9 protein-coding genes, 1 tRNA gene and 2 pseudogenes are annotated in these 13,002 nt (G+C 61.1%); 4 read left to right on the forward strand and 8 right to left on the reverse strand.

Annotated features, from left to right (window positions below; all coding sequences use genetic code 11):
* Nucleotides 1-80: 80 nt before the first annotated feature.
* A tRNA-Arg gene (locus CK486_RS15070) sits at nucleotides 81-157 on the reverse strand.
* A gap of 306 nt (nucleotides 158-463) precedes the next feature.
* On the opposite strand from CK486_RS15070, the gene gabD reads away from it, so the two are divergent.
* Together gabD and gabT are read left to right on the forward strand one after the other, a co-directional pair.
* On the forward strand, nucleotides 464-1,915 hold the full coding sequence (gene gabD / locus CK486_RS15075; protein WP_095941136.1) for an NADP-dependent succinate-semialdehyde dehydrogenase: 1,452 nt from the start codon (nucleotides 464-466) through the stop codon (nucleotides 1,913-1,915).
* 202 nt (nucleotides 1,916-2,117) lie between these two features.
* Nucleotides 2,118-3,398: a 4-aminobutyrate--2-oxoglutarate transaminase gene (gabT, locus tag CK486_RS15080; RefSeq protein ID WP_095941137.1), complete on the forward strand. Its 1,281-nt coding sequence runs from the start codon at nucleotides 2,118-2,120 to the stop codon at nucleotides 3,396-3,398.
* 197 nt (nucleotides 3,399-3,595) lie between these two features.
* On the opposite strand, the gene CK486_RS18535 is transcribed toward gabT, so the two are convergent.
* From CK486_RS18535 to CK486_RS15090, 3 genes and pseudogenes are all read right to left on the reverse strand, one after another.
* A complete protein-coding gene (locus CK486_RS18535) occupies nucleotides 3,596-3,988 on the reverse strand; it encodes a CZB domain-containing protein (RefSeq protein WP_371915507.1) in 393 nt (130 codons plus the stop codon).
* A gap of 6 nt (nucleotides 3,989-3,994) precedes the next feature.
* Nucleotides 3,995-4,267 (reverse strand): annotated as a pseudogene (locus CK486_RS18540) (methyl-accepting chemotaxis protein); the annotation flags it as partial.
* Nucleotides 4,268-4,749: 482 nt separating this feature from the next.
* Nucleotides 4,750-5,454 (reverse strand): Crp/Fnr family transcriptional regulator, encoded by a 705-nt coding sequence (locus tag CK486_RS15090; protein WP_095941139.1) that lies wholly within the window; start codon nucleotides 5,452-5,454, stop codon nucleotides 4,750-4,752.
* An 89-nt stretch (nucleotides 5,455-5,543) separates the two neighbouring features.
* Between CK486_RS15090 and CK486_RS15095 the strand changes: the two genes are divergently transcribed.
* A complete protein-coding gene (locus tag CK486_RS15095; RefSeq protein WP_095941140.1) occupies nucleotides 5,544-6,068 on the forward strand; it encodes a DUF962 domain-containing protein in 525 nt (174 codons plus the stop codon).
* Between the two features lie 38 nt (nucleotides 6,069-6,106).
* Here CK486_RS15095 and CK486_RS15100 read toward each other — a convergent pair whose 3' ends face one another.
* The gene (locus tag CK486_RS15100; protein ID WP_095941141.1) at nucleotides 6,107-8,992 is read right to left on the reverse strand and encodes an EAL domain-containing protein; all 2,886 of its coding nucleotides are present in this window, start codon (nucleotides 8,990-8,992) and stop codon (nucleotides 6,107-6,109) included.
* Nucleotides 8,993-9,644: 652 nt separating this feature from the next.
* On the opposite strand from CK486_RS15100, the pseudogene CK486_RS18545 reads away from it, so the two are divergent.
* Nucleotides 9,645-10,109: pseudogene (locus tag CK486_RS18545) on the forward strand (methyl-accepting chemotaxis protein); the annotation flags it as partial.
* On the opposite strand, the gene CK486_RS15110 reads toward CK486_RS18545, so the two are convergent.
* From CK486_RS15110 to CK486_RS15120, 3 genes are all read right to left on the reverse strand, one after another.
* Entirely contained in the window at nucleotides 10,106-10,861 is a 756-nt protein-coding gene (locus tag CK486_RS15110; RefSeq protein WP_176481725.1) for an ABC transporter substrate-binding protein, read from the reverse strand. The pseudogene CK486_RS18545 and the gene CK486_RS15110 sit on opposite strands and share 4 nt — an antisense overlap.
* A gap of 123 nt (nucleotides 10,862-10,984) precedes the next feature.
* Entirely contained in the window at nucleotides 10,985-12,619 is a 1,635-nt protein-coding gene (locus CK486_RS15115; protein WP_095941144.1) for a diguanylate cyclase, read from the reverse strand.
* Entirely contained in the window at nucleotides 12,612-12,998 is a 387-nt protein-coding gene (locus tag CK486_RS15120; protein ID WP_095941145.1) for a response regulator, read from the reverse strand. The genes CK486_RS15115 and CK486_RS15120 overlap by 8 nt, the downstream gene beginning before the upstream one ends.
* Between the last annotated feature and the right edge of the window lie 4 nt (nucleotides 12,999-13,002).

Genomic DNA, 13,002 nt, shown 5'->3' on the forward strand with positions numbered 1-13,002 from the left:
TGGACGTTTTGACAGCGTAAAGCGCTTAACGCAGGCAAACAAAAAGGCCCCAGGCGGTTAAACCTGGGGCCTTTTCTATTTGGCGCATCCGGCGGGATTCGAACCCACGACCCCTGCCTTCGGAGGGCAGTACTCTATCCAGCTGAGCTACGGATGCGTTGCGGGTCGCCATAATACGCATCCCGGCGGCGTGCGTCCATGCCGAGTTAGCCGCGTTGTGGATATCGAACGAAAATACTGATGCTCGGAGTGAATAGCGCAAAAGGACTCAAATAAAGCACAAAAGCGTTAATTTTATCGAACAGGCTATTGCCCTTTTACCTCAGCGGGCCTAGGATTCGTTTGAGATTTCAAACGCTCGTGACTGCTCTGTTGAGCCCGGCGTCTTTACTAGCTGACCTCAGGGTCGAGCCCAAGAACAACAAGCGATTCGACGCCTCCGGCGACGTGAAGGAGACCCTCCATGCAACTCAAGAACCCGCAGCTGTTCCGTCAGCAAGCCTATATCGACGGTCAGTGGCTGGACGCCGACAGTGGCCAGACCATCGCCGTGAATAACCCGGCGACCGGCGAGATCATCGGTAACGTACCGAAGATGGGCCGTGCCGAGACTCGCCGTGCCATTGAGGCTGCTGAGAAGGCTATGCCGGCCTGGAGTGCGCTGACCGCCAAGGAGCGCGCCACCAAGCTGCGCCGTTGGTTCGAGCTGATGATGGAGAATCAGGACGACCTGGGCCGCCTGATGACCATCGAGCAGGGCAAGCCGCTGGCCGAAGCCAAGGGCGAAATTGCCTACGCAGCGTCCTTCCTCGAGTGGTTTGCCGAGGAAGCCAAGCGCGTTTATGGCGACACCATCCCGGGTCACCAGCCGGACAAGCGCATCATCGTGCTCAAGCAGCCGATTGGTGTGACCGCCGCGATTACCCCGTGGAACTTCCCTTCGGCAATGATCACCCGTAAAGCCGGTCCGGCTCTGGCCGCCGGTTGCACCATGGTACTCAAGCCCGCCTCGCAGACCCCGTATTCGGCTCTGGCACTGGCTGCACTTGCAGAGCAGGCCGGGATTCCGGCTGGCGTGTTCAGCGTGGTGACCGGCAGTGCCGGCGAAGTCGGCGGCGAGCTGACCAGCAACCCGATCGTGCGCAAGTTGACCTTCACTGGTTCCACCGAGATCGGTCGCCAACTGATGGCCGAGTGCGCTCAGGACATCAAGAAGGTGTCCCTGGAGCTGGGTGGCAACGCGCCGTTCATTGTTTTCGATGACGCCGATCTGGATGCCGCCGTGGAAGGCGCTCTGATTTCCAAGTACCGCAACAACGGCCAGACCTGTGTCTGCGCCAACCGCCTGTACATTCAGGATGGCGTGTACGACGCCTTTGTCGACAAGCTGAAGGCCGCCGTGGCCAAGCTGAAGATCGGCAACGGTCTGGAAGACGGCACCACCACCGGCCCGTTGATCGACAACAAGGCGGTGGCCAAGGTGCAGGAGCACATTGAAGACGCCATCAGCAAGGGCGCCAAGCTGGTCGCCGGTGGCAAGCCGCATGCGCTGGGTGGCAGCTTCTTCGAACCGACCATTCTGGTTGATGTACCGAACAACGCTGCCGTGGCCAAGGAAGAGACCTTCGGCCCGCTGGCGCCGCTGTTCCGCTTCAAGGACGAGGCAGAAGTGATCGCCATGTCCAACGACACCGAATTCGGTTTGGCCTCCTACTTCTATGCCCGTGACCTGGGCCGTGTGTTCCGCGTGGCGGAAAAGCTGGAGTACGGCATGGTCGGTATCAACACCGGCGTGATTTCCACTGAAGTGGCGCCGTTCGGCGGTGTGAAGGCTTCCGGCCTGGGCCGTGAAGGCTCCAAGTACGGTATCGAAGACTACCTTGAGCTGAAGTACCTCTGCCTCGGCGGTATCTGAGTTAACTGATTTTCCGTGGGTGTCGGGTGGCAGGCAGGAGTCGTAGCCACCCGGCGTCAGCGTTTCCGGTGGTGGCACCGGCGAACCCTGTCGACGGCCCGGCAGACTGAGTGCAGCTCGATCATCGTACGCTGCGCTCCGTCCTGACCCCCGTCATCATCCTTGGACCAAGTCGCTTGATAGTGCGACCGATGAGGACACCATGAGCAAGACCAACGAATCCATCCTGCAACGCCGTGCCGCCGCTGTTCCGCGTGGCGTAGGTCAGATCCACCCGATCGTCGCCGAGCGCGCCGAGAACGCCACCGTGTGGGACGTCGAGGGCCGTGAGTTCATCGACTTCGCCGGCGGTATCGCAGTACTGAACACCGGTCACCTGCACCCGAAAGTGATCGCTGCCGTTCAGGAGCAGCTGACCAAGCTGACCCATACCTGCTTCCAGGTACTGGCCTATGAGCCCTACATCGAGCTGTGCGAAGAAATCGCCAAGCGCGTACCGGGCAACTTCGCCAAGAAGACCCTGCTGGTGACCTCCGGCTCCGAAGCCGTCGAGAACGCTGTGAAGATCGCCCGTGCTGCCACTGGCCGTGCCGGCGTGATCGCCTTCACCGGCGCTTACCACGGCCGCACCATGATGACCCTGAGTCTGACCGGCAAGGTCGTCCCGTACTCCGCAGGCATGGGCCTGATGCCGGGCGGCGTATTCCGCGCACTGGCTCCGTGCGAACTGCATGGCATCAGCGAAGACGATTCGATCGCCAGCATCGAGCGCATCTTCAAGAACGATGCACAGCCGCGTGACATCGCCGCCATTATCATCGAGCCGGTACAGGGCGAAGGTGGTTTCTACGTCAACTCTCCGGCCTTCATGAAGCGTCTGCGCGCCCTGTGCGACGAGCACGGCATCCTGCTGATCGCTGACGAAGTACAGACCGGTGCCGGCCGTACCGGCACCTTCTTCGCCACCGAACAACTGGGCATCGTTCCGGACCTGACCACCTTCGCCAAATCCGTTGGTGGTGGCTTCCCGATCTCCGGCGTGTGCGGCAAGGCCGAAATCATGGATGCCATCGCTCCGGGTGGCCTGGGCGGCACCTATGCCGGCAGCCCCATTGCCTGCGCCGCGGCCCTGGCCGTGATGAAGGTGTTCGACGAAGAGAAACTGCTGGAGCGCAGCCAGGCTGTGGGCGAGAAGCTCAAGGCCGGCCTGCGTGAAATCGCAGCCAAGCACAAGGTTATCGGTGACGTGCGCGGTCTGGGTTCGATGGTCGCCATCGAGCTGTTCGAGAACGGTGACCACGACAAGCCGGCCGCCGAACTGGTTGGCAAGATTGTCGCCCGTGCGCGCGAGAAAGGCCTGATCCTGCTCTCCTGCGGCACCTACTACAACGTCATCCGCTTCCTCATGCCGGTCACCATTCCGGATGCCCAGCTGGAAAAAGGCATTGCCATCGTCGCCGAGTGCTTCGACGAGCTGGCGTAAGCATGCAGTAAATTCGCCTGTGGGCTCACCAGCCAGGCGTCTCCTCTAGGCCCGCGCAAGCGGGCCTTTTTTATGCCTGCAGAAAAGCAGTGGTGCCTTAGAGGCATAACCAGCGACGACAGCGGTTATGGTTTCCTCAAGGTCAGAGTTCCTGCCCGCAACTCCGGTACGCCGTTGAGAGAGGTCTGAAGAGCCATTCAGTCTGAGTGGTTGGCGAGCTCACTGAGCAACTGGTTGACCTGCATACTGCTCTGCTCCATGTCCTGTACTGCGCGCAGGACCTTGTTCCAGTCCTGGCTTTGGGCGGCATGCAGGGCCTCATGGGCGGCATCGTGTACCAGTCGGTGCGGTTGCTCCAGCTGTTGGTAGCTGCGTAGACGGCCATAGAGAGCCTGGGTATCGCTGTTTTTGTACCACTGCCCGAGTCGGCAAGTGTGGTGGTCACTCAGTTGAGTGTTGCTGTCCTGCTGGAACAGGCGCTGATAGACGGACAGCTTGAACAGTAGGTGGTCGAGTTTGACGGCTTCGCAGAAGGAGCCGAGGGCAATACCCTCAATCAGTTGGCTCATGTGCTCGCCGAGCACCACCATTTCATCAAGAGTCTGAGCTGAGCTGGAGACATCGCCGGCCAGGCGCGAGGCTTCCTCGGAGAGGGTGCCGATGGAGCGGCTGGCGGTTTCGGTTTCCTGATTGATCGAGCCGACAAGCTGGCTGATTTCCTGGGTGGCCTGTGAGGTGCGTTGGGCCAGGGCGCGCACCTCGTCGGCAACCACGGCGAAACCGCGACCTTGTTCACCGGCTCGGGCAGCCTCGATGGCAGCGTTAAGAGCCAGCAGGTTGGTCTGGTCGGAAATTGCTTTGATCAGCTCGACGATGCGGCTGATCTCGCTGACCCGCTGACGCAGAAGTTCTACGCTCTGCACGCTGCTGATCCCCTGCTCGGCCATGGTGCTGAGAGAGCTGGAGAAGCCGCCGAGCAGCGCCGAGGTTTGCTCGAAGACACCGCTGTGCTGGCGCAGCTTGTCAACTTCGCCGCGCAGCTGGTCGGCTTGAGTCACAACACCATCACGGGTTTGCGACAGCGAGTCCTCGAACTGATCCAGTTTACTGTGCAATTGACTTTGGTATCGACTCTGTACATTCAGGTCGGTCAATTCTTGTTGATTCGACTGCTGCAGGCTACGCAAGGCCTCAAGCTCTTGCTGCATTGCGCGCTTTTCCTGCTCAAGCTGACTGACTTGTTGTTGCAGTGCTTCACTGCGCAGGCGCCACTTGCGGTCGAACATGGTTTGACTCCGAGAATTCGATAGGCCGTTTCTACTTATCGTCCGTGACCTGTAGAACTGAAGTTTTAGTCTGCCACACGTGCCTGTTCACGGAGGCGCGGCAGATCAATGATTTCTATCCCGCCATAAGCTAGCCGCAGGATACCCTGGGCTTCCAGGTCCTTGAGAATTTGGTTGGTGGTTTGCCGTGAGATCGCCAGCATCAAGGCCAACTGCTCCTGAGCCAGTTGAATGACCCTGCGTGGCTCTGGTTGTTCGCCGTAACCTTCAGCGATCTGCAATAAACGCCTCGCCAGACGAGGGGCTGCAGGGAGCAGGCTCATCTCTTCCAGCGCGACGAAAGCCAGGCGCAGCTTCTGGCTCATCAGCAACGCCAGCTCACGCCAATACTGTGGTTGCTGTTGCAGCAGTGTGAGCAGTGCCGCCTGGGGTACCTGCAGCAGCAGACAGGGGCCTTCGGCATAGGCGTCGTGTGTGCGGGGCAGGCCATCGAACAGAGAGATCTCGCCGAACCAGTAGGGCGCCTCGACCAGGGTCAGCAACGCCTCCTTGCCCTGCCGGCTGACCGCGCCGACGCGCATGCTGCCACTCAGCACGGCATACAGCCCGCAGGGAGGATCGCCACGGCTGAACAGTCGCTGGCCCGCGCTCAGGCGTAAAAGACGGCCTTCGCGGAGGAGCTGTTCCTGCAGGGCGCTGGGTAGCAGGCGGAACCATTGGCCGTTTTCCAGCTGCGCGCGGTAAGGGCTAATCTCAGGGCTGATGGGCATGGCTGTTAAGCATTGTCGGCTAGCTGACAGATGGGTGGTGGGTTGCCCGGCATCATGCCAAGGTCTGCGTGCAAAGGAGACTCATAACTATGAAAACGCTTGTCGATCACCTGAGCCAGTATGCGGAGTATCACCGTGACCGGCGCAATATCGCCACCCACTTCGTGGGTATCCCTCTTATTGTTCTGGCCGTGGCTGAGTTGCTGTCACGGCCTGGCCTGGAAGTGGCGGGGCTATGGCTGTCACCTGCGGCGCTTGTGGCGGCTGCGGCGGCCATTTTCTACCTGCGTCTGGATCTGCGTTACGGCCTGTTGATGAGTGCATTGTTGCTGCTCAGCCTGTGGTTCGGCGCGGCGCTCGCCGTGCAGAGCACGGCAGTGTGGCTGGGTGCGGGTGTGGCGCTGTTCGTGATCGGCTGGATCATCCAGTTTGTCGGTCACTACTACGAGGGGCGCAAGCCGGCTTTTGTCGATGACCTGATGGGACTGGTTGTTGGGCCGCTGTTCGTGGTTGCCGAGCTGGGCTTTATGCTGGGCCTGCGCAAGGATGTCGAGCAGGCAGTCGAAGAGCGTGCCGGGCCGACCTGCATCCGCAACAAGAACGCCATGGCCTGACAGCCTAAATACCCTGACAACGGCGCAAGGCCTGTGGCTTATGCGCCGTTGTTGTTTATGGCTTCCGGCAATGTGGCATCGGACAGGCTGCTGAGTGGTTGCGGCCGATCGATGAAATAGCCCTGGGCGTAGTCGATACCCAGTTCGCGCAGGCAGTCGAGGGCAGCCTGACTCTCGACGAATTCCGCCACGGTGCGCAGGCCCAGTTGACGGGCGATCTGCACCATGGAGCCGACCATGGCCTGATTGATCGGATCGCGTTCGATGCCGCTGATAAAGCTGCCGTCGATCTTCAGCAGATCCAGTGGCAGGCGGCGCAGGTAGGCGTAAGAGGCAAATCCGCTGCCGAAGTCGTCGAGCGCGACCTTCAGCCCCTGGCTGCGCAACTGGCTGATCCAGGCTGCCGAGCTACCCAGCTCGCCCAGGGCGACCATCTCGGTGACTTCGAAGCACAGCTTGTCGGTGGGAAGCTGATGGCCACGCAGCAACTCGTCGATCAACTGGTGAAACTCGGCATCGATCAGCGAGTGGGCGCTGAGGTTGATGTTGATCAGGGTCAGCCGCGCCAGATGCCGAGGGTTGCCGGCCAGCCACTGGCAGACCTGGCGCAGCACCCAGCGGTCAATGGCGGCAAGAAAGCCGTAGCGTTCGGCGGCGCTGAGGAACTGGCCCGGGGCAATCCAGTCGCCGCTGTTTGGGTCGCGGTAGCGCAGCAGCACCTCGTAGTGCAGTCCCGCCTCTCCCTCTTGCAGTGGCAGCACCGTCTGGAAGAACAGCTCGAAATGGTTGTGTTCGATGGCTTCGCGCAGACGGGTGATCCACTGCAGCTGGCGCTGATGTTCTAGCAGCGCGCCGTCAGCCGGGTTGAAGCGGTGGATGCGATTGCGTCCTTGCTGCTTCGCTTGCTGACCGGCGCTATCCGCCCAGTTCAGGGCGGTCTGCCAGTCCTTCACGCCTTCGTCCAGACGCAACAGACCAATGCTCACACAAAGGCGGAACGGTTGCCCCTCCCAGCTGAAGACGAACTGTTCGACGCTCTGGCGGATCTGTTCGGCTACCGCCCAGGCGGCGCCATCGTCGGCCTCGCGCAGCAGGGTGATGAACTCGTCGCCGCCGACGCGGGCGAGGATTGCCTGACCGGGCAGGCGTTTCTGCAGATAGAGCGCGAGCTGGCGCAGTAGCTGGTCACCGGCGTTGTGCCCGCAGAGATCGTTGACTTGTTTGAACTGATCGAGGTCTAGATAGAGCAGGTGGCTGAAGCGCTGACCACGGCCGTTCAGGCAGTCCTCCAGCAGGCGTTCGACTTCGCGGCGGTTGAGCAGGCCAGTCAGTGCATCGTGTGCAGCCAGGCTTTCCAGGCGCTGTTCAAGCGCACGGCGCTCGCTGAGATCAACCAGAATGCCCTCAATGCAGCCCTCGCCAGGATGTTGGTGCAGGGACAGCAGCACCCAGTGTTGCAGACCATCCAGGCCACGCAGTGGGCACTCGCCGCTGGCAGTACCGCCGCTGTCCAGTTGCGCACGCAACTGCTGCCAGTGCTGGGCGCCGATCAGTTGGGGCAGGCCGCTGTTGGCCAGCAGACCGACCTGATATTCGGGCACGCCGCACAGGCGGCGGAAGCTCGGGTTGTTTTCCAGCAGGCGCCCCTCGCGTGTGCAGCGGAAGATGCCCTCGGCGGCACTGCCGAACAGGTTCTGATAGCGCTGCAGGTTCACAATGGCCTGTTCCTGGCTGGCGATCAGTGCCTGGCGCAACTGGTCGAGCTGCTTGCCGTTGAGCATGCCGAACAGCAGTACATTGATCAGCGGCAGGCTGGCGTGCAGCGTGTCGAGAAGCTCGCTGCGTTGGATCACCCCGGCACGGCTGAGTGGCAGGAGGATCATCAGCAGAATGGCGGCGGTCCAGAACAATGCAAACCACCCGGCGAACGGTCGCCCTAGGCGCAGGCCGAGTATGGTGAGGCCGACCTGATAAAGGCCGATACCGAGAAACAGCAGGTTGACCACTTGCGGTGGTCTTGAACTGTTGAGATCGCTGATCAGCCACGCCTGCACCACGAACATGGCCAGGAACAGAGCGTTGCGTAGCCAGCGCAGTGCACGCTGCTGCAGATTGAGGCTGCTAGCGATGAACAGGCAACTGAAGACCAGTGCCAGGCTGCCGCTGAGGTTGGTCTCAATGGGCGTAATCAGGGGTTGGCGTGACCAGAACAGCAGCGTGGTCAGGCCGCCGATCGAGGCCTGATACAGCGCCAGGCACAGCACCATGGCGCAGTAGTAGCCCAGCTGTGGCTGGCGCAGGGCGGCGTACTTGAACAGGTGAAACAACGCCATGATCAGCAGGCCGCCGACAATCAGCGCATTGAAGGCCCAGCGCTCGGCGAGGACTTGATCCTTGAGCGTTGAGGGGATCACCTGCAGTGGCAGGTTCACCGAGGAGCTGCTGCGCAGGCGCAGGATAATGTCCATGGGCTGCCGGCCGCTGGTGGGGAGGGCCAGCATGAATCCTGGAAATGGCGTTTCTCGCAGGACAAAGGGACGAAGGTCACCGGTGGCCCTGTGTAGTGTCAGCATATCCTGGACGTAAACCCAGACTTCCAGCTCGTCGATGAAGAGGTTGTCCAGTTGCAGGTAGTAGCGTGAGCCTGGGCTGCCGTACAGGCGAAAACCGACCCACCAGCTGCTGTCGCTGTAGCCAAGCGCGGCACCGCCGCTGAGTAACTGGCCTTGTTGTGTCAGTAACGGGCGGATGCTGCGGACGTTAAAGTTTGAGTGGCGATCTTCCAGAACCTGTAGCTGGCTGACCGGGTGGCTTTGCAGGTTATCGCTCAGGCGCAGGTCCAGGTTTGGCAAGTCTGCACGGGCAACGCTGACCAGCAGTAGGCCGAGTAGCAGGGTCAGTAGAATGTGTAAGCGCATCAGCATGCGGGCAGCCTGTGCGGGACAACGGAGCCGAATAGGCAATGTGAATCCAGTCTAGTTCGCTACGCTGGCTGTTGCCGTGCGCTGTCGCCGTCTATGCTGCAAACATCCATCATCAACGTTTCCCGACTGAGCAAAGGTTGCCTGCCGTATGCGTCCTGCGTATTCCCGCTATCCCTATGTCTGCCTGATGCATGCGCTGGGCCTGGGGCTGCTCATGGCGGTCTATCAGCACTGGCAGTTGCCGTGGTTTCTGAGTATTCCGGCCTATCTACTGCTGGCGCTGTGGCCTTGGCTGGGACCTTGGCGCCAGCATGAAGAGCAGGAGCCGGCGGTGTCGGTCGAGCCGGTTGGCGAGTCGGCTGATACATGGCGAACGGCCTGGCGTGAGGCGCAGGAGCACGCGCTGCAACCGCTGCATGACGGGATCGGACAGTTGCAGCATATTCAGGAGGCGCAGCAGCAACTGCTGCTGGCGGTGGTCCTGGAGCCATGCCCGGCCATGCCGTCGGTGACCCACGACGGGGACTTGTCGGAGCAACTGCAGAGTGCCCGTGCGCCGCTGACCGAGTTGCAGGCTGGGCAGGAGCAGCGTCAGGTGCTGGTCAGTGGCCTGCAGGCGCGCAGCGGTGAAATCCAGCAGGTGGCGCAGACCATCCAGAGTATTGCCAGCCAGACCAATTTGCTGGCGCTGAATGCCGCGATCGAGGCCGCACGTGCTGGCGATGCCGGCCGAGGTTTTGCTGTCGTCGCCGATGAAGTGCGTAATCTGGCTGCAAGAACTGCTACTGCGACCGAAGATATCAACCGTATGGCTGGAGAAATCCAGCAGCAGACAGCGGCCGCGGCAGCTGGTCTGGAAGGGCAGGCGACCCGTCTTGAGCAAGCACTACAGGGACTGGATGAGGTGGGCCAGCGCTGGCAGGAGTTGCAGCAGCAGGCGCAGAACGATGGGGCCGCTCAAGAAGTGTTCGAACGAGCCTGGAATGACAACCTATCCCGTCAGCAGGAGTTCTTGTTCGCCTTGCAGGAGCCCTGCAGCAACCTGCAGGAGTTGGCCGAGCAGCTGTCCGCCTGCGCACAGCATCTCAGCAGCCTGCCCGAGGGCGCTGCTCATTAGTCCGATGCTTGTTGCTCGGTGCGCAAGTGCATGCGCTGACGCCACTGCTGCAGCTCTCCGGAGGCCTTGAGCTCGCTGTAGGCATGTTCAAGTCGGGCTAGCAGCTCATCAGCGCGTGGGCTGTGACGTGACAGCAGCAAGCTGACTGGCAGGCTATGCAGGGTCAGACCCTGCAGGGCGGGTTGGCCACTGTGCGCCAACGCTTCCTCGACCGGTGGCTGATAGGCCAGCAGATAATCGCTGCGTTCCCGCTGCAGTAGTTCGATGGCTGCCAGGTGACCATGTGCCTTGCTCAGACGCAGCTGCAGACTGGGATCGTCGAGCAGTTGGCGCGCCTCGGGTGCCCAGTAGGTAAAACCATGGATCAGCAGCAGGCGCTTGCCGCGCAGATCTTGCGGTAACTGGGGGGCGGCTTGTCCGGTGCGGAAATAGAGGCGCAGATCAATCCAGCCGATAACTTCTTTACCGGTCAGTACATGGGCGCTGATTGCCGGATTGCCGGTGGCGCCAAGGGTCAGCTCGGTCGTTCCGGTTGCCAGGTTGTGATAGAGACGGGCTGGTGGGTAAGGAGTTAGCTCGACGCTGAGCCCGGCTTGTTCGGCCAGGCGTTTGGCAAATGCGAGCATGCTGCCTTGGGGCTGTTGCTGTGCGTCGAGGTAGGAGAACGGCGGGAATTCGAGAAAGCCGATACGAACTGGGGCTTCGCTACTGGCATGGGATGTGCCCGTTGCCAGCAGGGCTCCCAGGATCATGCTCAACACTATCCGACCGTTGTGCTGCATGGATTGCTCTCCCGTAGCCCGAGGTCAGATTGCTGCTGTGAGTAGCCCCGGGCTTGCCTGTCTGTGGTGTATTGTCAGCTTACGGATACCCCTTCAACTGGCCACTTGTACCTGGTTGCGCCCGCCGTGCTTGGCGGCGTACAGCGCTTGGTCGGCCCTGGTCAGCAACTCACTGGCCGTCAATTCACCATTGCTTTGCGCCACGCCGGCACTGAGCGTGCAACGAAAGTCCCGGGAGCCGTCCTGGAAGGTTAGTTGGGAAAAGTGCTGACGAATCTCGTCAATGATTCTCTGTGCTTGCTCACTGTTGCAGTCAGGCAGTACGGCAAGAAACTCTTCGCCGCCATAGCGTCCCAGGCTGTCGATCTTGCGCAGCCGCTGACGCAGCAGGTTGGCCAGGGCGCGTATGACATTATCGCCGGTAGGGTGGCCATACTTGTCGTTGACCTGCTTGAAGTGGTCGATATCGAGCATCACCAGGCTGGCCGGACGTCTACTGCGAATGGCGCGCGCCACTTCGTAGCTCACTTGCTCCTTGATATCGGCGTGCTTGAGCAGGCCCGTGAGGCTATCGCGGGCCAGGGCGTTGGACAGTTGCCGGGCTCGCTGGGCGCGGGAGAACACGCTGGTGATGAGGGCATTGTCGCTGATCGGCTTGGTTACGAAGTCGTCGCCGGCGCGCAACAACGCCCGCATCTGTCGGCTCAAATCGGTTTCTGCAGACAGGTAGATGATTGGTACACGCAGCCAGTCATCATTGAAGCGAATGATCTGGGCCAGCTCTGGTCCTTCGCAGTCAGGCATCTGCACATCGAGGAGGAGAACCTCAGGTGCGAAACGTGCCATGTATTCGAGAACAGTGCTGGGCTCATGGCAGACCTGTACATGCATGTGGTGCTGGCGCAGGACCAGCGCGTAGCGATTGGCCAGCTCCAGATCGTCGTCGACTATCAGTACCCGATAGGGTTGCCCCTGCTGCAGGCTGAATAGGCGCTGCAGGGCATTTTCCAGCGCGGGCAAATTGAGCGGCTTATGCAGGAAGCCGACGGCGCCGGCACGTACGGCGCGCAATTGGCTGGCGAAGTCGTTGTTGGAGCTGATGACCAGCAACGGCAAGTCATTCGGGCCGGTGCGGTCGGCGAACAGTTCAGTTGCTGCGCTGTGGTCACTGTCGATGATCAGTGCGTCGACATCCTGCAGCGCCAGACGCAGCTCAAGGTCTGCCCGGGCCGCATACCAACGTGCCTGGTAACCGAAGTTCTGTAGCGTCAGCTCAACTGACTGACCCTGGACCGGGTCTTCCGCGAGAATGACGATGCGTTGGTCGAGTGGGGTGCGGCGGTTCTCGTAGGCCAGGGCCAGTGGCTCGCTGTTACCAGCTTGGGCGGAGTCGCCTGCAAGGTGGGGCAGGTCGCACAGATCGGCGATGAAATCAGGCATAAGCGAGCTGTCGCAGCGCCCGGCCGCAAGCCAGTTGTTGCTCAGCTGTTCGAGGCGGCGAGCCTGTTCGCCGAGTTCGGCGAAGCCGAAGGTGCCGGCGCTGCCAGCCAGTTTGTGAAGCTGCTGCCGGATGGCCAGCAACAGTGGAAGTCGTGCTGACTCGTTGTCGGCTTTGTCCAGCGCGTTGGCCTGACGGCTCAGCTCGGGTAGCTCTCGTTGCAGACGTTGTCGGAACTGTTTGGCCAGCAGTTGCAACTGGCGTTGAAGTTCGGCAGCCGGGTCAGCCATGCACGCGGCTCCAGATACTGCGAACCTGGGCTGCCAGGGTCATCGGGTCGAATGGCTTTACGATCACTTCGCGGGCACCAAGCTGACGGTATTGTTCGATTTCCTGTGGTTGCACCTTGGCGGTCATGAAGGCCACGGGCACTTGTTCAATATCCACCAGCGCGCGCAGTTTGCTCAGGGTTGCCGGGCCATCCATGCCGGGCATCATGACGTCGAGCAGGATGAAGTCGGGATTAAAGCCCTGCACCTGATCCAGTGCTTCCTGGCCAGACAGGCAGCTGAGGACTTCGAAGCCGCCAAGCGTCTCCAGTGCCAGCTTGGCTACCGCCTGGATAGAGCGGTCATCCTCGACGTGCAGAATGCGTTTCAACTCGGCCATCACA

Source organism: Pseudomonas sp. HAR-UPW-AIA-41, assembly GCF_002304225.1.
GTDB lineage: Bacteria > Pseudomonadota > Gammaproteobacteria > Pseudomonadales > Pseudomonadaceae > Aquipseudomonas.